This is a genomic window from Sandaracinus amylolyticus, from assembly GCF_021631985.1.
GTDB classification, from domain to species: domain Bacteria; phylum Myxococcota_A; class Polyangia; order Polyangiales; family Sandaracinaceae; genus Sandaracinus; species Sandaracinus amylolyticus_A.
In genome coordinates this window covers 7,480,411-7,504,799 of the sequence record NZ_CP070225.1, presented here as the reverse complement: position 1 = coordinate 7,504,799, position 24,389 = coordinate 7,480,411, and the positions used below count along the sequence as shown (strand labels likewise).

General features: G+C 72.8%; 15 protein-coding genes. 12 read left to right on the top strand and 3 right to left on the bottom strand.

Annotation, left to right across the window (positions count from 1 at the left end; translation table 11 throughout):
- Positions 1 to 121: 121 nt before the first annotated feature.
- Positions 122 to 718 carry a TetR/AcrR family transcriptional regulator gene (locus tag I5071_RS31725; protein ID WP_236517005.1) on the bottom strand — a complete coding sequence of 199 codons (597 nt, stop codon included), beginning with the start codon at positions 716 to 718 and terminating at the stop codon, positions 122 to 124.
- Positions 719 to 813: 95 nt separating this feature from the next.
- Here I5071_RS31725 and I5071_RS31720 point away from each other — a divergent pair, with 95 nt between their 5' ends.
- The 4 genes from I5071_RS31720 to I5071_RS31705 all read left to right on the top strand — a co-directional run bounded on the left by I5071_RS31720 (position 814) and on the right by I5071_RS31705 (position 5,767).
- Positions 814 to 1,641, top strand: a complete 828-nt coding sequence (locus I5071_RS31720; RefSeq protein WP_236517004.1) for an SDR family NAD(P)-dependent oxidoreductase — start codon at positions 814 to 816, stop codon at positions 1,639 to 1,641.
- A gap of 85 nt (positions 1,642 to 1,726) precedes the next feature.
- Positions 1,727 to 4,081, top strand: a complete 2,355-nt coding sequence (locus I5071_RS31715; protein WP_236517003.1) for an ATP-binding protein — start codon at positions 1,727 to 1,729, stop codon at positions 4,079 to 4,081.
- The gene (locus tag I5071_RS31710) at positions 4,078 to 5,241 is read left to right on the top strand and encodes a hypothetical protein (protein WP_236517002.1); all 1,164 of its coding nucleotides are present in this window, start codon (positions 4,078 to 4,080) and stop codon (positions 5,239 to 5,241) included. The genes I5071_RS31715 and I5071_RS31710 overlap by 4 nt, the downstream gene beginning before the upstream one ends.
- Positions 5,242 to 5,287: 46 nt before the next feature.
- Entirely contained in the window at positions 5,288 to 5,767 is a 480-nt protein-coding gene (locus I5071_RS31705) for an ExbD/TolR family protein (protein WP_236517001.1), read from the top strand.
- Here I5071_RS31705 and I5071_RS31700 read toward each other — a convergent pair whose 3' ends face one another.
- Positions 5,768 to 9,487 carry a serine/threonine-protein kinase PknK gene (locus I5071_RS31700; protein WP_236517000.1) on the bottom strand — a complete coding sequence of 1,240 codons (3,720 nt, stop codon included), beginning with the start codon at positions 9,485 to 9,487 and terminating at the stop codon, positions 5,768 to 5,770.
- A gap of 71 nt (positions 9,488 to 9,558) precedes the next feature.
- Between I5071_RS31700 and I5071_RS31695 the strand changes: the two genes are divergently transcribed.
- From I5071_RS31695 to I5071_RS31660, 8 genes are all read left to right on the top strand, one after another.
- Positions 9,559 to 10,236 (top strand): hypothetical protein, encoded by a 678-nt coding sequence (locus I5071_RS31695; protein ID WP_236516999.1) that lies wholly within the window; start codon positions 9,559 to 9,561, stop codon positions 10,234 to 10,236.
- Positions 10,237 to 10,238: 2 nt separating this feature from the next.
- Positions 10,239 to 11,513 carry a DUF58 domain-containing protein gene (locus I5071_RS31690; protein ID WP_236516998.1) on the top strand — a complete coding sequence of 425 codons (1,275 nt, stop codon included), beginning with the start codon at positions 10,239 to 10,241 and terminating at the stop codon, positions 11,511 to 11,513.
- Entirely contained in the window at positions 11,513 to 14,110 is a 2,598-nt protein-coding gene (locus I5071_RS31685) for a transglutaminase-like domain-containing protein (RefSeq protein ID WP_236516997.1), read from the top strand. The genes I5071_RS31690 and I5071_RS31685 overlap by 1 nt, the downstream gene beginning before the upstream one ends.
- A 10-nt stretch (positions 14,111 to 14,120) precedes the next feature.
- Positions 14,121 to 15,173, top strand: a complete 1,053-nt coding sequence (locus I5071_RS31680; RefSeq protein WP_236516996.1) for an AAA family ATPase — start codon at positions 14,121 to 14,123, stop codon at positions 15,171 to 15,173.
- On the top strand, positions 15,160 to 17,181 hold the full coding sequence (locus I5071_RS31675; RefSeq protein ID WP_236516995.1) for a hypothetical protein: 2,022 nt from the start codon (positions 15,160 to 15,162) through the stop codon (positions 17,179 to 17,181). The genes I5071_RS31680 and I5071_RS31675 overlap by 14 nt, the downstream gene beginning before the upstream one ends.
- A gap of 46 nt (positions 17,182 to 17,227) precedes the next feature.
- Positions 17,228 to 18,493, top strand: a complete 1,266-nt coding sequence (locus I5071_RS31670) for a patatin-like phospholipase family protein (protein WP_236516994.1) — start codon at positions 17,228 to 17,230, stop codon at positions 18,491 to 18,493.
- A gap of 204 nt (positions 18,494 to 18,697) precedes the next feature.
- Positions 18,698 to 19,444, top strand: coding sequence for a tetratricopeptide repeat protein (locus I5071_RS31665; RefSeq protein WP_236516993.1), 747 nt, complete (start codon positions 18,698 to 18,700; stop codon positions 19,442 to 19,444).
- A gap of 98 nt (positions 19,445 to 19,542) precedes the next feature.
- The gene (locus I5071_RS31660) at positions 19,543 to 21,999 is read left to right on the top strand and encodes a Kelch repeat-containing protein (RefSeq protein WP_236516992.1); all 2,457 of its coding nucleotides are present in this window, start codon (positions 19,543 to 19,545) and stop codon (positions 21,997 to 21,999) included.
- Between the two features lie 182 nt (positions 22,000 to 22,181).
- On the opposite strand, the gene I5071_RS46695 is transcribed toward I5071_RS31660, so the two are convergent.
- Positions 22,182 to 24,329, bottom strand: coding sequence for a hypothetical protein (locus tag I5071_RS46695; protein ID WP_268921167.1), 2,148 nt, complete (start codon positions 24,327 to 24,329; stop codon positions 22,182 to 22,184).
- Positions 24,330 to 24,389: the final 60 nt, after the last annotated feature.

The following is a 24,389-nucleotide window of genomic DNA, read 5'->3' as shown; positions in this document are numbered from 1 at the left end:
ACTTCCTCCCGGGCGCACCGACGAGCGCGCCTCGGAGTTGGCGTAGGTCCGCCGCGACACGCGCGAAGCCTCGGGATCCAGGGCCGTCGGCGCGTGGGCTCTACGTCCGGAGCATCGCCGATCAGCGCGCGTCCAGGCTCTGCCACGCGAGCTTGGGGAGCGTGCGGCGCATCCACGCGGGATCGAGCGGCGCGCCCGCGAGCCACCGGCGACACGCCTCGTGGCTCGTGCCGAGCAGCACCACGTCGAGCACCGGCAGCGGCCACTCCGGGAGCACGCCGCGCTCGACGAAGGGCGCGACGTGCGCCGCGATCGCCGTGAGCTGCGCGGCCTTGTGCTCGGCGAGCGCGCTCGCGTGCGCGGCGGGCAGCGCCATCGACGTGCCCTCGTACATCACGCGCGCCTCTCCGGGATGCTCGATCACCCACGCGAGGTGGGCGTCGACGAGCGCAATCACCGCGGTGCGCGCGGTGCGGGTCGCGCACACGCGCTCGGTGAGCGACGCGAAGAGCTCGTCGAAGATCCGCGCGAGCACCGCGGCGACGACCCCCGGGAGCCCGTCGAACTGGTGATAGATGCTGCTCGGGCTCGCCGACGCGCGACGCCGCACGTCCTCGATGCCGGTGCCCGCGATGCCGCGCTCCACGAAGAGCGCGAGCGCAGCCTCGACGATCGCGTCGCGGCGGCGCTGCCCGTCCCTGCGCATCGGTTCCTGCACCGGCGCGAGCTTAGCCGCTCTCGAAGTGGAAGGGTCCTCCATTTAGAACTGGAAGATTCTTCCAATTCGACGGGCGCGCGGGCAGGCTCGCCGAGATGAAGCAGCTCGTGATCACCGGCGCGTCGCGCGGCATCGGCGCCGCGCTCGCCCGTGCCCTCGCGCCCACCGGATGCACGCTGGTGCTCGTCGCGCGCGACGAGCGCGCGCTCGCGACGACCCGCGACGACGTGATCGCGCGGGGAGGGCGCGCCGAGATCGTTCCCGGCGACGTGGGCTCGCTCGAGGGCGCGCGACGTCTCGTGGCGGCGCTCGGCGAGCGCCTCTCGCCCGGCGCGACGCTGGTGCAGAACGCGGGCATCTGGCCGGCATCGCGCGCGCTCGGCCCCGACGGGCTCGAGCAGGCGTTCGTCACGAACCACCTCGGGCCGCTGGTGGTGCAGCGCGCCTTGCTCGAGCGTGCGCTGCTCGCGCGCGTGCTCGTGGTGAGCGCGGGCCTGCTGATCAAGGGACGCTTCGATGCGGCGCGCACCCCGAGCGGCGACGACTTCTCTGCGATCACGACCTACGCGACCACCAAGCTCTGCTTCGCGCTCGCGACGCGCGACGACGCGGCCGCGCATCCGAGCGTCGACTTCCTCGTGCTCCACCCCGGCGTGGTGCGCACCGATCTCGGCGCGCGGAGCGGGCTCGTCGGCGCGTTGCTCTCGATGGTGAAGCGCACCTGGGAGCGGCCCGAGACCTGCGCCGCGCGGCTCGCGCGCATCGTCGCGCGCGAGGGCTGGTCGCGCGCCGGTGAGGCGTCGTGGTGGGTGCTCGAGGAGCCCACGCCGTGGCCCGCGCTGTGCGACGACGAGGCCCTCCGCGCGTCGGTCCGCGAGACCACGACACGCGCGCTCGAGCGCGGGTCGCGACCCGCTCCGTGAGCCTGCGAATCGGTGTCCCCGCGCGCGGAGCGTCACCCGTCGGAGCGATGCCACGCGCACATCGCGCTGATAGGCTCGCCGGTCCATGCAGCGCGTTCGCGAAGGCGAGGACGACGGCGCCGGCGCCGCGACCGACATCGATGCGCGCGCCGAGCAGCGCTATCGCGAGCTCGCGTCGTACCTGCCGGACTACGTCTGCATCGTCGATCGCGAGCGCCGCTTCCGCTGGGTGAACCGCACACCGCCCGGCGTCCCGCGCGACGCGATGATCGGAGGCGCGCGGGTCGAGGACTACGTCGAGCCCTCGGCGCGCGCGCGCACCATCGAGGCGATCGAGCGCGTGCTCGAGACGGGCGCGCCCGACGAGCTCGAGCTCCTCGCGAGCGGCGACGGCGTGGAGCCGCGCTGGCATCGCGTGCGCGTGGTGATCGCGCCGCCCGAGAACGGCGAGCCGCGCGTCATGTTGCTCACCACCGACGTGACCGCGCAGAAGCGCGCCGAGCTCGAGCTGCGCGCGAGCGAGCGGCGCGTGCACGAGATCCTGGAGCGACTGCCGGACTACGTGCTCGAGCTCGATCGCGACCACCGCATCCGCTTCGTGAACCGCACCCGGCACGACACCACCGAGGACGCGGTGATCGGCAAGCGCATCGACGATCTCGCGCAGCCCGACATGCGCGAAGAGGTCTCGCAGAAGCTCGAGCGTCTCTTCGCGACCGGACAGGACGTGCGCTGGACCGCGCAGAGCACGGTCGATGGTGGCGCGTACGTCGTGCACGCGATCCGCATGCCGGGCGAGATCGCGCGCGCGCTCCTCGTCGCGAAGGACGTCTCGCGCGAGCAGCAGGCGCTCTCGGCGCTGCACGACAGCGAGTCGCGCCTCGAGCGCGCGCTGCGCGCGGGCAACGTCGCGCTGTGGGAGCTCGACGTCGCGAGCGGCGAGGTGCAGCACGTCGGGTGGGTCGGGCGCGTGCTCGGCGATCAGAACGAACGGCTCACGCGCGCACGCTGGCTCGGGCTGGTGCATCCCGACGACGTCGAGCGCATGCGGACCGCGATGGACGCGCTGATCGCCGGGCGCTCCGACAGCTACGAGCACGAGTACCGCGTGCAGGACACGCGCAGCGGCGCGTGGCTGCACGTGCTCAGCTGCGCGCGGCTCGAGGAGCGCGCCACCGGCGCGACCGTGGTGGGCACGATCATCGACGTGACCGCGATCCGTCTCGCGGAGCTCGAGCGGCGCGAGCTCGAGCGCAAGCTCGAGCAGGTGCAGCGGCTCGAGAGCATCGGGCTGCTCGCGGGCGGCATCGCGCACGACTTCAACAACCTGCTCACCGTGATCTCGGCGGGCGCGGAGTGCGCGCGACGACGCGCCGCGAACGGCCAGTCGCCGGACGACGAGCTGCAGGAGATCGTGGAGGCGTCGCAGCGCGCGGCCTCGCTGACCCAGCAGCTGCTCGCGTTCGGGCGGCGGAGCGCGCTGCAGCTCGAGGACGTCGACGTGCCGGCGCTGGTGAGCGCGATCGCGTCGATGATGCAGCGCGTGCTGCCGCGCTCGATCGAGGTGGTGCTCGGGCGCGTCGAGGGCGACGCGGTGGTGCGCGGCGATCTGCACCGGCTCGAGCAGGTGCTGCTCAACCTCTGCGTGAACGCGCGCGACGCGATGGCGTCGGGAGGGCGCCTGACGCTCTCGACGAACGTGGTCGATCACGACGTGCTGATCGAGGTCACCGACACCGGCGTCGGCATCCCGGAGAGCGAGCGACTGCGCATCTTCGAGCCCTTCTACACGACGAAGCCGGTGGGCACGGCGACCGGGCTCGGGCTCGCGGTCGCGCACGGCATCGTGCGACAGCACGGCGGGGCGATCGACGTGGTGAGCGCGCCGGGCCTCGGCACGCGCATGATCGTGCGGCTGCCGCGCCAGCAGGGAGCGCGCGCGATGGTGCCCGCGGCGCAGCCCGCGCCGCGCGGTGGGCACGAGACGATCCTGGTCGCCGACGACGAGCCGCTCGTGCTGCGGATGGCGAAGCGCACGCTGGAGGCCGCGGGCTATCGCGTCGTCGAGGCGACCGACGGCGCGGAAGCGGTCGAGGTCTTCCGGGCGCGCGGGCACGAGATCGATCTCGTGATGCTCGACGTGATCATGCCGCGGCTCGACGGGTGGCGCGCGCACCAGCAGATCCGCGCGATCGCGCCCGACGTGAGGGTGATCCTGACCAGCGGGTACTCGGCGTCGGCGATCCCCGAGCACGCGCTCGAGGAGCGCGACGAGCGCACCTCCGCGGTCCGGACGCGGACCCCTCCGATGCTCGCGAAGCCGTACGGGCCCGATGGGCTCTTGCGCACCGTACGCGAGACGCTCGATCGTGATCGCGACGGAGCCGCGCGCGCTCGGAGGGAACGCGACGTCGCGCCCGGAGGTAGACAGAGCCCGTGACCGACTCGCCCGTTCGTCGCCTCGTCGCGCAGACGCTGAAGCCCTTCCACCGCAAGCCGGGGATGATCGACACCTCGGAGCTCTCGATGGCGCTCTTCGCCGATGCGCGGGACGCGGGCGTCGAGGCGATCACGGGCTCGGGGGTCGGGCTCGAGCTCCACGCGGGCGAGCGCATCCTCGCGTCGGCGCTGCTCGTCGATCGACCGAAGGGCTACGAGCACCGGCTCGCGATGGCGATCACGGATCGCCGCACCGCGGTGTCGGGGTGGTCGTCGATCAGCGGGCCCGGGTCGTTCAACAGCCGGCGGTTCTCGGTGACGCACGCGGAGCTGACGCGCGCCGAGACGAAGACGGGGATGCTCACGAACCACGCGGCGCTCTTCGCGGGCAGCACCAAGCACGAGCTGATCTTCGGCGAGCTCGTGCAGCCGCTCGGTGCGTTCTATCAGGCGCTCACGACGCAGATCGCGCCCGGCGAGCGCATCGAGCCGCCCACTGCGTGGCCCTCGCCGAGCGAGACGGACCCCGCGGGCGCACACGCCGCGGCACAGGGGCTGTGGAACGACGATCCGCTCGCACGACAGGCGCTCGAGACGATCGATCGCAACGTGCGGCACGCGGGCATGCCGGCGGAGCTCGGTCGTGATCTCGTCGCGCGGGTGGTGCTCGCGCACCGCACCGGGGCGAGCGCGCCGGCGATGCGCGAGGGGCGCTGGCTCACGCCGATGTCGGCGCAGGATCTCGGCGGCACGCTGGTGCGCTTCTTCGGCACGCCGATGACGCACGCGCAGCCGCAGCCCGGCGTGGAGCAGCTCGACTTCCGGATCGATCCCAAGCGCGACGTGCTCTACGACGCGGTGACCGCGCTCGGCGTCGCGTCGTACATCGGGCTCGGCGTGGGGTTCCGGCCGGGGGCGGCGATCGCCGACGCGTTGATGCGCAAGCAGCAGGTGACGCAGCTGCGCGTGATGTTCGCCGATCAGCCGGGCGGCGCGGCGTATCGGCTCTTCGCGCCGCCGCAGCCCCTCGAGCCGTGCGACTCGCGGCTCGCGCAGCGACTCCACGTCGCGCTCGGTGCGGCGAGCTACTCGGTGCTGTTGCGCCGCGCGGAGCGCGGATGGGGCCCGAGCTACGCCGAGCTCTTCCCGCCGAAGGCGTGATCACGAGCGGGAACCCGGCGCGCCGCGCGCGGTCGGAGCGCTTCGTATGAAGCGGCGATCGCGGCGCGTGCGGGTCGATCCGAGCATCTCGGGCTGTGCGTGGACGCTCCTCGTCGTGTGCCTGTGCGTGATCGTGTGGGAGCTGCCGTTCTTCCGCGCGACCGGTGAGGTGTGCGGGTGCGGGCGGATCGCGATCGATCTCCCGCGCGCCGAGCACGGGCTGGATCTCGAGCTCGCACCGACGTTGGTGGTGCCGCGCTCCGGGGTGCCGACCCTCGACGGACGGCGCGCCGACGAGACGACGATCGCGGGCGAGCTCGCAGCGCAACGACGCAACTGGTCGGTCCTGCATCCCTGCGAGCGATTCCCGGGCACCCTGATGATCCAGGCCGATCGACGAACCGAGTGGGGCGCGCTGCGGCCCCTGCTCGCGATCGCGGCGCGCGAGGGATATCCGCGGCCCCAGCTCGTGGTGGACGCCGAGCCGATCGACGGGAGCGACTTCGATTGGTCGCGCTTCCGGTGATCACCACGCGCCGGGGCACATCATCGCGACGAGCCGCTCGGGCGCGCGGATGCCCTGCGCGGTGAAGCGCTCGCGCGCGATCGCGACGGTGCGCGCGTCCTCTTCGATCGCGGCACGACGCCAGGCCGCCGCTGCCGCGAGCAGCGTGCAGTGCGACTCGCTCAGCGCGCGCTCGGCCGTGCGCAGCGCGTGGATCGCGGCGCGCTCGTCGCGCACCGTGATCTCGCACGCGGCCTCGATCAACGCGCCGAGCCCGCGGGCCCACGGGATGCCCTCGCGCGAGAGCGAGCGCGCGCACGAGCGCGCCTCGCGCAGCAACGCCGCACGCCCGAGGCCCGCTTCGCGCGACGCCGCCGCGGCGACGAGCACACGACCGAGCCCGTAGTCCGACTCCACGCGGATGACCTGCACGAAGCGGAGGAGCGAGCCGCGCAGCGCGCTCCAGCTCGCGCGCACGCGATGCAGCGCGTCCTCGCCGCGACCGAGGGACTCGTAGAGATCGACGTCGGTCTGCGAGATGAGCACGTCGTAGTGCTGGATGAAGAAGCCCGCGCGAGGCCAGCGACCGATGCCGTCCTCGAGCGTCGCGCGCGCGGCGCGCGGATCGTCCGCGGCGAGCGCGGTGTAGTGGCCGACCGCGGTCGCGATCGTGGTCTCCGCGTAGAGATCGCCGGCGTCGCGCGCGCGGAGCAGCACGTCGGGCAGACGACGCGTGAGCTCGCGCCACTCGCCGAGCCACCCGAGCGCGGCGAGCGTGAAGTGCTCGGCGGTGACGATCTCGTGGAAGAGACCGCGCTCCGCGGCCCGCAGCTCGATCGCGGCGAGCTCGAGCATGCGCGCGGCCTCGGCCCACTCGGCGTGGAGGAACGACGCAGAGCCTTCGCAGAAGCGGAGGCGCGCGGTGGTCTCGGCGTCCTCGGTGCGCGCCGCGAGCGAGCGCGCGAGCTCGAGGACGCGGCGCTCGCGCGGCGAGCGACCCGCGCCTCCGATCCCCGCGAGGTACGGGACCTCGAGCGAGAGAGCACGCGCGACGCGCGAGAGCTCACCGGCGCGCAGCGCGCGCTCGACGTGCAGCGTGGAGAAGTACGCGCCCGCCGCGGTGTCGATCAGCGAGAGCCCCGACGCCGCGGAGTACGCCGCGTCGACCGCGAGCAGCTCTTCCTCGGGCACCAGCGCCGCGGGGCGCTCGACGAAGTCGAAGCCGCGCAGCTCGAGCACGCCGCGCGCCGCGAGCGCGCGCGCGAGGATCGCGGCGCGCGAGCTGGGGATCGTGAGCCCGACCGCGGCGAGCACCTCGCGCAGATCGTGGAGGCCTTCTTCGACGTGACCTGCGGTGAGCAGGAGCGCGGCGGCGCGGCGTCGCAGATCGAGCGCGTGGGCACGGCCGGGCGCGAGCGCGGCGGCCTGCGTGAACGCGCGCGCGGCATCGGCGGCGCGACCGGCGTGGGCGTGTGCGTCGCCGACGCGCTCGAGCAGGCGTGCGCGCGTGGGCCCGTCGTGATCGCGCAGCGCGAGCGCGCGGCGATAGGACTCCGCGGCGCGCTGGAACGCGAGGGCGCGCACCGCGAGATCGCCGGCGCGCTCGGCCTCGCGGGCCGCGGCGCCGAGATCACCGGCGCGCTCGTGATGGAAGGAGAGCGTCTCGGGATCGACGTGCCCGCTCTCGCCGAGTGCGACCGCGAGCGCGCCGTGCAGCGCGCGACGGCGCATCGGATCGAGCGCGGCGTAGGTCAGCTCGCGCACCCGATCGTGCGAGGCCTCGATGCGCTCCACGCCCGGCGCGACGTGCACCGTGACGAAGCGCGCGGCGCGCAGCGCGGCGAGCGCGGCGAGCTCGTCGTCACCCCGCACACCCGCGATCCGACCGGCGATCCGGCGTGCGATCGGCTTGCCCGCGGTGACGACCGTCTCGAGCATCGCGCGCGCATGCGGCTCGAGGCGATCCACGCGGTGGAGCAGCACCGTCTCCGCGCCCGTCGTCTCCTCGAGCACCGCGCGATCGACGCGCGCTTGCTCCGCGAGCTCGACGAGCAGGAACGGATTGCCGTCGGCGACGTCGACCAGGCGGCGCAGCGGCGTGGTGTCGCCCGCCGACGCAGCGAGGTGCTGCACGAGGGTGCGCGCGTCGTCGCGCGAGAGCGGCGCGACCTCGACGCCCCGTCGCTCGAGGCCGGGCGCGTCGCGCGCGAGCACTTCCTCGAACGCGCTCGCGATCTCGGTGCCACGGCGCGAGACGATCACCAGCACCGGCAGCGCGGGCCCCTCGAGCGCATCGGCGAGCAGCCGCGCGCTGTCGGCATCGGCCCACTGGGCGTCGTCGATCCACAAGACGAGCCGTCGCGCGCGCGCGATGCGGCCGATGACCGCGCGCAGCGCGCCTGCGAGCGCGCGGCGTCGCTCGCTCGGGCTCACCGCGGGCGGTGCGGAGCTGCGCCCCGCGAGCAGCTCGCGATACGACGGGAACACCTGCGAGAGCGCGGCGACCTCGTCGTCGCCGATCGCGGCGCTGCGCTCCGCCTGCGGCAGCTCGAGCAACCACTCGAGCAGCGTGTCCATCGCGGGATCGATCGCCTTGTACGGCAGCCAGTCCTGCTCGCGACAGCGCGCCGCGAGCACCAGCGTGCGCGCCTCGCGCCGCACGAGATCGCTGGTGAAGCGCTCGACGAGGCGCGTCTTGCCGATGCCGCTCGGCCCGCGCACCGAGACCACCACGGCGCGTCCCGAGCGCGCCGACGACGCGGCCGCGCCGAGCGCCTCGAGCTCGCGCGTGCGCCCGACGAACGCGGCACGCGCCGGACGCGCCACCACGTGGTCGTCGCCCAGCGCGCGCAGCACTGCCGCGGCGTCGGGACGCTCGCTCGCATCGCGCGCGAGCAGCGCCTCGGTGAGCGCGACGAGATCCTCGGGCAGGCCCTCGGTGTCGACGATGCGCGGTGCCGGGCCGAACACCTTCGCCGCGAGCACCTGCGCGGCCGGGCCGACGAAGGGCGTCGCGCCCGTGAGCAGCTCGTGCGCGATCACCCCGACTTGATAGAGGTCGCTCGCCGGGCCGAGCGGCTCGCCGGCGATCATCTCGGGCGACATGTAGCGCGGCGTTCCCGCCGCAGCGCGTGCGCGCTGGGTGCGATCCGCGTCGCTCACGAGCCCGAAGTCGACGAGCACCACGCGCGCGTGCTCGGTGTCGACCAGCACGTTCGAGGGCTTCACGTCGCAGTGCAGCATCCCCTGCGCGTGGAGGTGCGCGAGGCCGCGCACGATCTGCACGAGCGCCTGGCGCAGCCGATCGAGATCGGGCGCGACGCGCGTGCGCGGCGGCTCTTCCGGATCGTCGATCTCCTCGGTCGCGTCGCCGCGCGTCCCGCGCACCGCGACGCGCGTCGTCTGCTCGCTGCGATCCGAGAGCCCGAGCACCCAGCGCCGCACGTCGACGCCCTCGACCCGCTCCATCGTGAAGAAGTAGCGATCTCCGGCGACGTGGAGCTCGTCGAGCCGCACCAGGTTCGGGTGCGCGAGGTCGGCGAGCTCGCGGAACTCGCGCTTCAGCTGGGCGAGCGCGGTAGGCGATGCGCGATCGAGCACCTTCAGCGCGACGACCGCCTCGCGCGCGCGATCGCGCGCCTCGTACACGGTGCCGAACCCACCCGCGCCCAGCTTGCGCAGCAGCTCGAAGCGCCCGCTCGCCAGCGTCTCGCCCGTCGCGTCGTCGGCGCTCGCGGTCATCCCATCCGGCGCGTCGACTCTACTCGATCGCCGCGCGTGGGGCCTGCACGTCGTGATAGCGTCACGCGTCGATGACGCAGGCGACCTCCGCGCCCCCGCGAGATCCGCGACGCGCACGCCGCCGCATCTCGCTCGTCGTCGCCGCGACCTGCTTCGCCTCGGCGTGGCTCGTGCCGAGCCTCGGCCACGGCACGATCGAAGAGCAACGCGCGCGTCTTCCTCCCGCCGCCGAGTGCGACGACGAGTACGTCGCGGGCGTCTGGCGATCGCACACGTACAGCGAGGTCTATCGCGACTGGACCGTGTTCACGCTCACGATGCGTCGCGTGCCCGGGCAGCCGGGACAGCTCGTCGGCACGATCCAGAACCACCAGTGGAGCGGCACGCCGCAGGACGAGGAGCCGCCTCCCTGCTCGCGCGGCGGCTACGACTGGATCGTGTCGATGGACGCGCGCGGCTCGGTCGGTCCCGACAACCGCGTGTTCTTCGGGGGCGTCGGCATGTGGCGCCTCGACGAGGTGCGCTGTCAGGGCGGCCCCGGCGGCTACAACCTCGACAACTTCACCGGCGTGATCGACCCGTCGATCCTCGAGTTCCAATCCGTCAACAACGACGGAGGACGCGCCGTCGACGAGCCCGCGGTGTTCCGCCGCATCCGCTGTCCTCCCGTCGAGAGCGCGCAGTCGCCCTCGGTGAACCCGCGCCCGCCCGCGTTCTATCCGGAGATGCGCGGCTGCGGCTGGCTCTGACGATGAATGCGCGCCTCGCACGATTCGCTCGCCGCGCGCGCGACGTGTTCCCGCTCACGCGGCTTGGCGTCGTCGTGGTCGCGCTGGTGTCGCTCGCGCTCTGGATCGGCGTGCGCCAGGTCGACCTCGTGCTCCTCGGCGCGAGCGCGATCGTCGGCGTCGCGCTGGCGCTCGGAATCCTGACCGTGGTCATCGCGCGATGGCGCGTCGCGATCGCGCTGCGCCGCATCGATGCGGGCAACGCGCTCTCGATCGAGTGCGGCTTCCCGGCGCGCACCGGCTTTCGGCTCCCGCGCCTGCGCTGGCTCCCCGGCGCGCGCGTGACGTGGCGCTGGATCGCGCCGCACGCCGACTTGCGGATGCTCGAAGCGGGCGCGTGGATCGACGAAGAGGTCACGCCGCGTGCGCGCCGGTGGAGCGACTCGCTCACTCGACGCATCGAGGTCGGCGACGCGTTCGGCCTCTGCGCGATCGCGATGGAGCACGTCGAGACGCGCCCGGTGCACATCCTGCCGTCGGTCGGCGGGCTCAAGCAGATGCACGTCGTGCACACGCTCTCGGGCGGCAGCGACATCACGCATCCCGCGGGATCGCCCGACGGCGAGCGCCTCGATCTGCGCCAGTACGCGCCCGGCGATCCGATCCGCTTCGTGCTGTGGAGCGTGTTCGCGCGCACCCGCGAGCTCGTGATCCGCACCCCCGAGAAGGCGCTCTCCGCGGCGCGCCGCACGCTCGCGTATCTCGTGACCGGTCCCGCCGACGAGCCCGCGGCGGGCGCGGCGCGCGTCGCGGTCGACGTCGGTGCGCTCGGCGGCGACTGGGCGTTCGGTGCCGACGGAGTCGATGCGCCCGCGACCACGCGCGACGCCGCGCTCGAGGCGCTCGCGAAGAGCGCGTCCGCACCGCACGAGCGCGCGGGCAGCGGGCTCGGCGCGTTCCTCCGCAAGGCGAGCAAGGACGGGGCAGGGCGCGCGGTGGTGTTCGTGCCCGGCAGGCCCGGTCCGTGGCTCGCCGGTGTGGTGCACGCCGCGAAGGAGCTCCCGCTCGACGTCGCCGGCCGCGCGCCGATCGAGTTCGTCGTGTGCACCGACGGAGTCGATCGCGCGAAGCCGCGCTCCGGCCTCGCGAAGCTCGCGCTCCAGGATCGCGAGGAGCGCGAGATCGCGGTCGCGCAGAGCGAGCTCCAGCAGGTCGTCGCCGAGCTCGGCAAGCTGCGCGCGAAGATCGTGATCGTCGATCGCCGCGGCGGTCACGTGCATCCGGCGGCGGGCGCGTGATGCAGAAGGTCGACCGCGCGCGCGAGGCCGATCGCGACACGCTCTTCACGCGCTTCGTGCGCAGCGCGCGGCATCCGCTGCGCGTCGTCACGATGGGCATCGCGACGTTCTGCCTGGTCGCCGACGTCGCGATGGGCACCGGCATCACCGCGGCGGTGCTCGGCGCGATGGCGGGCGTGCTCGCGGGCGAGCTGCTCGCGCGCACCCCGCTGCGCCTCTCGTGGGTGCTCGGCGGGCTCGCCGCGGTCGCGGGCATCGGCCTCGCGATCGGCGGGACGATCGTGCGCGTCGAGGGCATCGTCGCCGCGCTCGGCACCGGCCTCTCGCTGCACCTCACGAGCTTCGTCTCCTACGGCAGCGTCGCGTTCTTCGCGACCGCGGCGATGCGCGCGACGGCGAAGCGACATCCCTCGTGGATCGCGCTCGAGCTCGCGTTCCTCGTGCTCTCGGTCGCGGCTGCGCTCGCTGCGCATCGCGGCGGCATCGTGGTGCGCCCGCTCTGGCTCAGCGACTTCGCGTGGCGCCGCGGGATCGATCCGGCCGACGTCATCCTCGCGATCGGCGTCGGCTCCGCGCTCGTCGCGATCTCGCTCCTGCTCTTCGAGCGCAAGGGACGCCTCAGCCTCGCCGCGCTCCCGCTGGTGCCGCTCGTCGCGATGCTCGCGGTGTCGTGCTTCGAGATCACGCGCGAGCAGGCCGAGCTCGGCGAGAGCTCGCCCGACTCGATCGACAGCGATCAGCAGGGCAACGACACCGGCGAAGAAGGCGACGACCAAGGCGGCACCAGCAGCGGCCTCGACGGCGGCGTGCCGCGCGACGGTGGAGGCAGCGGCGACGCGGGACGGGTCGACGGCGGCGGAGGCGGCAGCAGCGACGGTGGCCTCGACGGCGGCGCGGGCGGCCGCGCCGATGCGTCGATCGACGGCGGCGCGAGCGGCGGCGGTGGCGACGCGTCGATCGACGGCGGTGCGAGCAGCGGCGGTGGTGGTGACGCGTCGATCTCCGATGGCGGAGGCGGCGCGGGCGCTGGTGGCGACGCGTCGACCAGCGGCGGAGGCGGAGGCTCGCAGCGCGACGGCGGCGGCGGCGGCCAGCCGAGCGCGTGGGACGCCGGCGTCGGCGATCACGAGCTCCCGCCGCCGCGCGAGACCGGCGATCAGGGCGAGCAGGGCGGCCCGGTCGATCCCAGCGATCTCCAGGATCGACCTCCGCCCAGCGGCGGCGGCGGATCCTCACCGGTCGCCGTGGTGCTCTTCGAGCGCGACTACTCGCCGCCCTCGGGCAACTACTACTTCCGCCAAGAGGCGTGGACCGAGCTCGAGGGCGCGCGCCTCGTGCCCACCACGCGCGACGGAGCCGACGGCGATCTCGCGCGCGCGATGCCGACCTCCCGCGCTCCGGTGAGCGCGCCGCCGCCCGAGCTCGGTCGTGATCGGGTGCCCGCGACCGTCGCGCTGCTGATCAACCACCCGCTGCCCTTCGCGCTCGAGTCACCGGTGTGGTTCGCCGAGGCACGCAACCCGAATCCCGGCCAATTCCGCCGCGCATATCGGTTCTTCTCCCTGGCACAGACCATCGGGTACCAAGATCTGCTCGGACGAGGTACCGGCGATCCCGCGTGGCCCGCCGAGGTGCGCGCGCTCTACCTCACGACGCATCCCGATCCGCGCTTCCAGCAGTTCGCCGACGAGACGATCGCGTCGATGCCCGAGGCGCGCCGCGACGATCCCTTCGCGCGCGCGGTCGCGATCAAGCTGCGCCTCGACGGCATGCTCACGTACTCCACGCGCGAGCGCCACGCCGACGCGGCCGATCCCGTGGTCGACTTCTTCTTCGGCAACCGCATCGGCTACTGCGTGCACTTCGCGCACGCGGCGGTGTTCCTGTTCCGCGCCGCGGGCGTGCCCTCGCGCATCGGCATCGGGTACATGAGCGAAGAGGCGAACCGTCGCGGCGGCTCGTCGCTGGTGATCCAAGCGGGCGACGCGCACGCGTGGCCCGAGGTCTACGTCGAGGGTGTGGGCTGGATCGTCCTCGACATCGCCGCGCACGAGAACCTCGACCCGCCGCGCCCGCCGCAGGACGAAGAGCTCCAGCAGCGCCTCGGCGAGATGGCGCGCGAGCAGCCGCCGGATCCCGAGGACGAGATCGAGCCGCAGCAGACGCGAAGGCAGCAGGGCTCGCTCGCGACCGCGATGTGGATCCTCTTCGCGCTCGCCCTCGCGCTGGTGCTCGCTGCGCTCTACACGATCAAGCTCTGGCGCCGCGTCGCGCCCACCTTCGCATCGAATCGCACGCGCCCGCGCCTCGCGTACCGCGCCGCGCTCGATCGCCTCGCCGAGGTGGGCCTGGTGCGCGAGCACGGCGAGACGCGCGAGCAGTTCGCGGCCCGGGCCGCGCGCCTCGCGCCCGCGTTCGAGCGCGCGACCGCATTGTTGCTCGCATCGCGCCTCGGCCATCCCGGCGCACCGCCCTCCGATGCCTCGGCATGGCGCGACGCGACCGCATCGATGAAGCGCGAGCTGCGCACCTCGACCAAGACGTGGCGACGCCTGCTCGGCCTCGCGCATCCGCTCTCGTTCCTCGACTCGCGATGAGGTGATCCCAATGGGCAGAGAGACCGATCACGGCGGCATCCAGAGCGAGCACATCACCTACACGCCCGCGCCCCGCATCGAGACGCTCGACGGCGCCTACGGCGTCGTGCAGCGCATGCGCGGCCGGCTCGCGCGCGCGGTGCGCGGACGCGACGACGTGATCGACACGATCATCATCGCGATGCTGGCCGACGGGCACGTGCTGCTCGAGGACTTCCCCGGCTCGGGCAAGACGACGCTCGCGAAGGCGCTCGGCGACTGCATCATCGACGATCGTCCCGACGACGACATCGTCGCGATCCGCCGCATCCAGTTCACGCCCGATCTGCTCCCGAGCGACGTCACCGGCACGACGATCTTCGATCCCAACACCAACAAGTTCTTCTTCCGCCCGGGCCCGGTGTTCGCGCACGTCGTGCTCGCCGACGAGATCAACCGCACGTCGCCGAAGGTGCAGAGCGCGCTGCTCGAGGCGATGGGCGAGAAGCAGGTCACGGTCGACAACCGCACGCGCAAGCTCGACCCGCTCTTCTTCGTGATCGCGACCCAGAACCCGCTCGACTTCAGCGGCACGTTCCCGCTGCCGAGCGCGCAGCTCGATCGCTTCCTCTTCAAGATCAAGATGAAGCACATCCCGCGCGACGCCGAGCTCGAGGTGCTCGCGTCGATCCGCGCGCGGCGCCACGCGGGCGGCGCGGAGGACGACATCCCGCGCATCACGCGCACCGAGATCCTCGACGCGCGCGAGGTCGTCGAGTCGCAGATCCACATGGCGCCCGAGATCCGCGAGTGCCTGGTCGACATCGCGGAGACGACACGCCGCGATCCGCGGGTGCTGCAGGGTCTCTCGACGCGCGCGCTGGTGCTGATGATCCCGGCGCTCCAGGCCCGCGCGCTCACGCGTCGCCGCAACTACGTGACCGACGAGGACGTGCGCGCGCTCGCGCACTTCATCTTCTGCCATCGCCTCGAGCTCGCGCCCGGCGCGGGCGAGGTCTACGCGCTCACCGACGAGCTCGTCGCAGGCCCGCTCGAGAAGCTGGTGCGGCGTGTCGCGCGGTAGATCGATCGCGGTGATCGCGATCGTCACCGCGCTGGTGTCGATCGGCGAAGCGCAGGACGCGTCCCTTCCCGACGCGCACGCGCCCGACGAGGACGAAGCGCTGCAGCTCTTGTCCGACGGAATGGCGGTGGGCGCGCGCACCCAGGCCGAGCGCGTGCTGCGCCGCGACCCCGACTCGATCGTGGGTCACTACGTGCTCGGCCGCGTGCTCTTCGAGGCCGAGGGCTCGCTCGGTCGCGCGATGTTCCACCTCGGTCGCGCGCGCGAGCTGCACGAGCACGGCACGCTCGATCCGCACTCGCCGTTCCACCAGGAGCTGCTCTACACGACGTCGCGGCTCGCCGGTCAGATGGAGCTCTACGACTACCAGCTCGAGCTCCTCGGCTACTACGACCACCTCTACGATCCCGACCTCGTCGCGGAGCGCTGCTGGCCGCTGATGAAGCTCGGGCGACAGGACGAAGCGCGCCAGTTCGCATCGGTCGCGGAGAATTCGCCGAACCCGTGGCAGCGCTCGGCGGGCCTCAACGCGATGTGCGCGCTCGAGGGCGAAGCGCGCACGCGTGAGCCCTACTTCAACGCGTGCCTCGCCGCGCTCGAGGACGCGCGCCGCGGGGTCGAGCGCGCCGCCGCGGACGAAGAGCAGCCCGGCATCGCGGTCGACGCGTACAACGCCGCGCTCGCCGCGACGGTCGCGCTGCGCTTCGAAGAGGCGGAGCGTTACGCGCTCGAAGGTGTGCAGCGCTTCGAGCCCACCGGCGCCGATCCCTGGCAGCTCCTGGTCGAGCTCTACCTGAGCGAGGGGCGCATGGACGACGCCCTCGGCGCGTTCGCGTCGATGGTGCGGTGGAACGATCGACAGCCCGCGTCGATGCGCGATCAAGGTCGCGCCGAGACCGAGGCGGTCGCCGCGATCGTGATGTTGCTCGCGGGCGAGACCGCGCGCGCCGAGGAGCGCATCGATCGCGCCCTCGCGCGCCCCGATCGCCGCGGCCTCACCACCGACGGCGCCGAGCAGGCGCGCGGACGCCACGCGCTGCTGCGTCGCATCGTCCGCCGCACGCTCGAGGAGGAGCGCGCGGAGCGCGCGTCGTGGACCGGTCTCGGCGCGCGCGTCTCGAGGTTCGCCGAGTCGATCCCGCGACGCGTCGCGCGCTGGCCCGACGACGAGCGCATCCTCGGCGTGCTCGCCGACGACGAGCGATTGATCGACACGCTGCGCCCGTACATGGCGGGCGGCGTCACCGGGCTCTCGCCGTGGCTCACCGGCGAGCTCGTGTCGGTGCTCGGCCCTGCGATCGTCGCGGTCGCGCTCGCGGATGCGCGTGCGCGCGACGGACAGGAGGCGCGCGCGATCGCGTTCTACGACGCGCTCGACGTCGAGATCGCCGCCGCGCGCGGTGATGGCGAGACCGCGGTCGCGCTCGCGCAGCGGGTTCTTCCGCAGCTCGAGTCGGCGCGCGGCTTCGCGCTGGTGCGCGCGCGGGTCGCCGCGATCGCCGCGGCGGCTGCCGACGACGCGGGGATGGAGTCGCAGGCGTACGAGCTCTACGCGACCGCGATGGAGCTCGATCCCGGCGTGCTGCGTCGCCTCGGCATCGCGCTGCCGGTCGCGATCTCGCATCGCGGCGGTGACTCCGAGCTCGCCGCGTCGCTCCTCGCGTCGTCACCGCGCATCACCGAGCGCGACGGAGCGCTGGCGCTCGACGTCGAGCCCACTGCGCGCGGCCTCCGCGCGTGCCTGCGCACCGCGAGCGGCAACGAGCTCCGCTGCGTCGAAGCGAGCGCGCCGCCCGAGTCCGACGAAGCGCGCGCCGCCGAGGTCGAGCGCGACCCCGAGCTCGCCACGCTCACGCTCCCGCAGCGCCTCGCGCGCGAGGTGCATCGCGAGGTGTGGAGCGCGCGCGTCGAGCTCTCGCGCGTCGATCTCTCGAGCCTCGACGGCCGTCCGATCGGCGGCTCCACGCTCGCCAACGAGCGCCTGCGCCAGCTCGTCGACGAGCCCTGACGATCATCCCCGATGCCTCCGTGTTCTCGGCTAGGATGACGGCCACGTGCCGATCCCGATCCACGCGAGCATCCCGCCTCCGTCCACCCACCGCGGTCACTCCGCGATCGTCCTCGCCGGTGGTGGAGCGCGTGGCGCGTACGAAGCGGGCGTCCTCTCGTACGTCTTCGGTGAGCTCGCGCGGCGCTGCGGCGCACCACGCATCGACATCGTCTGCGGCACCAGCGTCGGCGCGATCAACGGCGGCTATCTCGCGTCGGTGCTCGACGATCCGATCCCGGGCGTCGAGCGTCTCGGGCAGCTCTGGAGCGCGCTCGAGCTCGATCAGGTGATCGGCTTCGGCGTGATGCAGGCGACCAAGCTCGGGCGCGTCGTGATGGGCGGCCGCAGCGGCGCCGGGCTCTTCGACGCGACGCCGCTCACGCGGATCGTCGACGAGAACATGCGCTGGCAGCGCCTCGTGCGGAACCTGCGGCGCGGCGTGCTCAAGGCGCTGACGATCAGCGCGACGCACGTGGCGACCGGACGCCCGTGGATCTTCGTCGATCGCGCGCCCGACGTGGAGCTCCCGGTCGGTCTGCCGCCGAACGTCGTGCTGCGCCCCGATCGCATCGGCCCGCAGCACGTGCTCGCGTCCGCCGCGATCCCGATGCTCTTCCCGCCGGTCGCGGTGCGCGGCGAGCTCTTCGTCGACGGCGGCCTGCGCCTCAACACGCCGATGTCGCCGGCGATCCACCTCGGCGCGCGGCGCCTGCTCGTCGTCTCGCTCGCGAGCCAGCCGCTCACGCCGACGCCCGCGTTCGCGCCCGGCGTGTACCCCGGCGTCGCGTTCCTCCTCGGGAAGATCCTCAATGCGTTCCTGCTCGATCACGTGAACGCCGACTTCCTCGAGCTCGAGCGACAGAACCGCTTCCTCGACGACGGCGTCGCGCTCTTCGGCCCGCAGTTCGTCGACATGATGAACGCGCGCGCGGTCGCGATGGGACGCCCCGCGCGCCACCGCATCCACTCGCTCGCGATCTATCCGCGCGAAGACATCGGGCGCGTCGCGAACGATCACCTGCGCAAGAACCACGTGCGCTTCGGGCGCCTGCTCGGCCGCGGCCTGCTCAAGCTGCTCGACATCGGCGAGGGCAGCGACGCCGACCTCGTGAGCTACCTGCTCTTCGACGGCCACTACGCGCGCGACCTGATGCGCATGGGCCTCGAGGACGCGCGCGCCCGCGAGGAAGAGCTCGCACGCTTCTTCTTCGACCCCGACGCGCCGCCGCCGCCGCCCCACGACGACATCGTCGACCCGCCGCTCGATTGAGCGCGGGAAGACGCACGCGCGTGGCCTGCTCGGCCTGCGCAGATCACGTACGGTACGTCGTCTGATCCACATCCTGTGGGCCCCCGTGGACACGCTGTGGATAGATCTCTGGAAGTACGCGGATCCACCCATGATTCGACAGTGGATCCCCCTGTGCTATCACTGAGGAATCCGCTTGCGACGTTTGCTCCAGGAGCGTGCGACGTGACGCGGCCCAAGGAGGCCGAGGCACCGGAGTCGGCGGAAGATTTCCTCCGGCTGGCGCTCTCGGCATCCGACGCGAAGGCGCGAGCGCGATGGGCGCGCGCGGGGCTCGCCCTCGATTCCTCCGACCTCGACCCCGATACGCAGGTGTTGCTCCTGCGACAGCTCTACCTGTCGCACGTCGAAGCACGACGCTTGCGCAAGGCGGTCGAAGTGGCCGAGCAGATGGCCTCGATCGGCCCTCTGCGCGACATCGCTCACCACGACGCCGCGCGCGTCCTCGCCGCGCTGGGCGAGCTGTCGGAGGCGATCGCGCAGCAACGCCTCGCGGCGCGTCATGCGCCGGCGGAGCGACGCAGCTTCCACCACTGGAGCCTAGGTACCTTCCAGCACTGGGCCGGCGACGTCGACGACGCGCTGCGCTCGTTGCGGAGGGCCGAGCGATGGGCGACGCGAGACCGCGCGATGGTCCGCGCGCACTCCGCGTACGTGAGGCTCACGGCGGACATCGCGGTCCCCGAGCTCGACGCGATCGTGATGGCGCTGCAGAAGAGCCCGGCGCGCGAAGGCTACGGCCAGTGGCTGCTCGGGATGATCGCGTACGAGCTCGGCGATCGCCGCAAGGCCGCGGTGCACCTGCGCGCGTGGCTGCGCAGGCACGCGGCCCCCGACGAGACGAAGACGATCACGCTGCGCGAAGAGCTGCGGCGAGCCCGCACCGCGCTGGCGTCGATCGAGAGCGACTGATCGCGCTGACGCGCAAGAGTGCGGGTGCTACCGCTCGCGCGGGGCAACGGCGCGCGACGTGGGTCGATGGCGCGCCCGTTCACCGGGGAGGCTCTCTCGTGCGTCGATTTCTCGCGCTCGCTCTGTTGCTCGCAGCCTGTGAAGACCCGCTCTGCAGTGCGGGCACCGAGTACGACCGCAGCGAAAAGCGGTGCGTCTGCCGCGAGCCACGCGTCTGGACGGGGGAGGTATGCGTGTACGAGCCAGCGGGCGGCGACGCCGGGGTCGCGGCAGACGCGTCGCTCGATGCGGCGATCTCGTCGGTTCCCGTGCTGACTACTGTTGGGCTCTCGTCGTATCAGCCGATCGCGGGCGAGCTCCTGCGGGCCCATCCTGGTGCGATCGCCGGTGCCGGGCTGTCCGGCATCGACGTCGAATACGAGTGGTTCATCGACGATGTCTCGAGTGGAACTGAGTCTCGCCTCGATACGGCAGCGCTGGACGCCGGGCAGCAGGTCCATCTCGAAGCGTGGGCAAGAGCAGGCGAGATCGATGGCCCGCGCGTCAGGGTAGGGCCCGTGACGGTACAGGCGGCGCCTGCATGGCGACCGCTGCTGCCGCACCTTTCGTTCTCCTCGGTGGCGGTCTCGTACGACGAGCGGCATTCGCGTTGGATCGTCGTGTCGCTCGGCGTTGCGTGGGAGACGCGGGTCGAAGCTGGTGTCCTGCGATTCACTCCACTCGCGACGACCGGAGCCGGGCCTGTGGCGATGCACGTCGTTCTCGGCGCGACCATCGATCCGATTCACGATCGCATGTACGTCGTCGCGATTCAGCCTGGGATCTCCGCGGCAGTCGACGTGTTCGCGCTCGACCTGGCCGACCGCGGGCACGAGCGCTGGACGAAGCTCGATGCCTCGGGGTCGGTTTCCGAGCACTCGCGCTTCATCTCGGTTCTCTTCGATCCGGCGACAGAGGTGCTCTGGCTCCTCCCGGGCTTCGACGACGGCGGAGAACTCGCGACCGTGCATGCGCTCGACGTGCGCCGGGAGATACCCGAGTGGCGCTCGTTCCCGACGCCACCCGGAATCGAGGCGCGCGGAGGCGCCGCCGTCGCGCTCGCGCCGAGTGAGCCGTCGGTGGCCTATGCGTTCGGCGGTCTGATGCCTGACGGGACGATCTCCGACCAGGTGGTGCGGCTGTCGCTCGATCCCGCCGATCCCCGCGGCGAGTTGGTCGAGGGCGTGACGCTCCCCAGCGGCCTCGTCGGCGCGTCGGCGGCTGTCGCCGACGGCGCGATCTTCGTCGCGGGCGGTGTGGGTGCGCTGTCGTCGGAGGGTGCGCAGCGGGGTCTCGTTCGGTTCGATCCCTCTGCGTCCATGCTGAACACACAGCTCGAGAGCTTCGAGAGCGCGGATTTCCTCGGCGTCGTCGCTCGCGACCCCGCGGGCCCCGGGCAAGCCCTCCAGTACTTTCGCGTCGCGCCCGATCCGAGGTCGAGCACGGTGAGCCTCGCGCGGCTCGAAGGCAGCGCTGCGGCGGTGTTGCTGGCGTCGCTCGACGTTCCGGTCGGGCTGTCCGAGACGTCGTACCACCTCGGCCCCGATCGAACGCTCGCGGTCAGAGACGGGGCGTCCAGCGAACGGTATTGGCAGCTCGATCCCGAGCGCGCCCGCTGGACGTCGATTCCGATAGCTGCCGACCCACTGAGCGGCCGCCCCCTCGTACGTGAGGGAATCCGCAGCGTCGGGAGCGCAAGGAGCGACCTCGTCTATCTCGGCACCGATGCCGAAGGCATGCCGGTGGACGACGGTGCTTGGACCGTCGTCGAGGCTCCGGGGCTCACGTGGCGTCGGTTGGCGTTCGCCACGGAGCCCGGGGGGCCGACGAGCATGCTCTCGCTGCCGCAGCGCACCGGCAGCTCGGCGGTCCGCGCGAGCTGCCGAGCTACCACCTGGCTCTTCGGGGGCACCCGGACGGGCACCGGAGCGCTGTTGGACGAGCTCTGGGAAGTTGCGTGTCGCGAGCCCAACGAACGACAATGTGAGATCCGCGCCGCATCCACGTCCGCTATTTGGCCGAGCGCGCGTGCGCGCACCGCGATCGTCGCAACGACCCAGCCGGTGGTCGGTGCGTGGATGTTCGGTGGGAGCACCGGAGCGCAGAGCTCCGCGAGCGACGTGTGGTTCCTCGACACGTGCGGTGGAACGTTCTCCGCAGTCATGCCAGACGGGGACGCACCGCCGCCGCGATCGGGGCACTCGGCGGCTGCCGTCGAGCGCGATGGGCTCGCGGAGATCGTGTACTTCGGCGGGATCGATCGCGACGCCGATCTCGACACGAGCAGCTACTACGACGACGCGTGGCGGCTCACGATCCGCAGCCCGGACGTGCTCGAGTGGGCTCGGATCGAACCGACGACGACGTCCCGACCGAGCGGCCGCACCGGACACACGTCGATCCTCCACCGCTCGCTTTCATCGACCACGGAGCGACTCGTCGTCGCGGGTGGTCGCAATCGCGTCAGCGGCTCGTCGTCGCTGACCGACGCGTGGGAGCTCGTGCTGCGGCCGTGACGAGCGATCGTTCCGCGGGCGGATCCGGTTCGTACGGTGCTCGTCACGCAGTGCGGTACGGAGCCGCCCGCGCTTACGCGTTGCGGCGAATTCGACGCCACGTTGCGGGTGGCGACAACCGCACAGCACTCGAGCGCGTCGAGGCCCGGCGGGCACCCCGCCGGGCCTCGAATGTCACTCGATCAGAGCACCAGCTCGTCCATGCTCGCGCCGCGCTGGCCGCGGTTGCCCGCGCTGTCTCCGCCGATGCCCGAGCTGCCGCGGGTGTAGCTGATCAGCGAGACGGAGATCGAGGAGCCCGCGTCGCGTGCGATGCCGGCGGTCGGGCCGCCGCCACCGCCACCGCCATGACCGCCGCGGCCACCGTTGCCGCCGTCACCGCCTCCACCGCCGCGTCCCTGCGAGTCGTCGTCGCGCGATCCGGTCCAGCCGGCCTCGGCGCTGCCGAGCCCGCCGTCCCCCCCGTCACCGCCGTTGCCGCCGGTGCCGCCGGTGCCGCCGTCGCCGCCCACGCTGGTGCGAATCTCGAGCAGCTCGAGCGTGAGATCGGAGCGCACGATCAAGAAGCCGAACGACGCTCCGCCGCCACCACCGCCATTGCCGCCGGTGCCGCCGCACCCGCCCGCGCCGCCGCCCGCACCGGTGTCGCCGCTCGAGTTGCACTCGCACGCGCCGGGCGTGTCACCGCCACCGCCACCGCCACCGCCGCCGCCGTTGCCGTGCGTGCCGGTGCCGCCGTTGCCGCCGTTGCCGGGCTGCCATCCGTCGCCGACGATCGAGCCCGCCGCGCTTCCTGCCCCGCCCTCGGTGCCTGCGCCGCCGCCCGTTCCGTTGGCGCCCGAGCCGCCGTTCTGCTCGGCGCTGCCCGCGCCCGGGCCCGCCATCGTGCCGCCCGCGCCGGTCGTGCCGTTGCTGCCGCCGCCGTTCGCGCCGCCGCCGGTGCCTCCGTTGCCGCCGGTACGACCACAGCTGCTCGTCCCGCCGGGCTGCTGGCCCGGTCGCGTGTTCGTCGAGCAGCCGATCCCGAGGCAGCCGCCGCCGTACTCCACGCCGCCGACGCTCGGGTTTCCGTCGCCGCCCGGGTCGCCGCGCGTGCCGCCGGTGCCTCCGGTGCCCGCGCCGCCCTGGCCCGCCTCGACGACGCCCACGCGCCAGATCAGCCCCGGCGCGTCGATCGCGTGCACCGCGATGCTCGCCCCGCCCGGCGCCACGTTGCTCGCCGCGGTCACGTCGATGCGATCGACGACGGTCGGCGTCGAGATGCCCTGTGCGCGGACGGCCGTGGCAGGGCCCGAGATGTGCGCGATCGTCGAGTCGGAGCGCGCCCAGCTCGCCGCGGCGTCGTAGCCGCCGTAGATGCTCACGCCGTTCGCGAGCTGGAGCGTCGACGTGATCGTGTAGTCACCGACGCCGACGTAGACATCGAAGCCCATCGCCGTCGCGGCGGTGATCGCCGCCGCGAGCGTGCGCTTGGGCTGCGTGCGCGTGCCCGGCTGCGTGTCGCGACCGCTCGGCGCGACGAAGATCGCGTGCGCGGCGTCGCCGTCGATGCCGTCGCAGTTCGTGTCGGTGAACGAGTCGTCGGGATCGTCGACCGATCCGGGATCCGAGCCGCACTCGCAGCCGTTCGCGAGGTTCGAGTCGGTGTCGAACCAACCCTCCTCGCACAAGAACCCGCACCCGCCTTCGGTGCAGGCCGTCACGACGTGCATCGCGCCCGTGGCAGGAGCCGGGCACACCACGCAGTCGTCGGAGCCCGTGCCGCAGTGCGCGGGATTCGTCAGCACGTCGGGGTAGACCGTGTTCACGCAGGCGGCCAACGCGTCGTTGCACTCGTCCGCGCTGCAGCTGTTCGCGTCGGCGCAGTCGCGCGTGCCCGAGCTGCGGCACTGACGTCGGCCTTCCATCTCGACGCAGGTCTCGACGCCGTTGCAGAAGACGCCGTCGTCCGCGCAGTCGCTGTCGAACTCGCACGCGGGCGCGTCGCTGCAGCCCACGCGCAAGAAGCACGTCAGCTCGTCGGGACACGCCGAGTCGTCGGGCACGTTCTGACAGGCGTCCGCGGTCGGGTCGCAGCTGTCGACGGTGCACGCGACCGCGTCGTCGCAGGTCGGGATCCCGCTCGCGATGCAGCGGGACTCCCGGCAGATGACCGTGCCGTTGCAGAAGATCCCGTCGTCCTCGCACTCGTCGTCGCGCGTGCACTCGCCGGTGCTGCCCGAGTCTCGTGTGCCTCCGTCGGTCTGCCCGCTCGATGCGTCGCGTCGACCTCCGCCTCCTCCGTCTCCTCCGTCGGCGCAGCCCGCGATGCTTGCGCCTGCACAAGTCAAGAGAACGAGCCAACCCAATGCTCGCAAAGACATCCCCGATCCACCTCTCGGCTAGGGCAG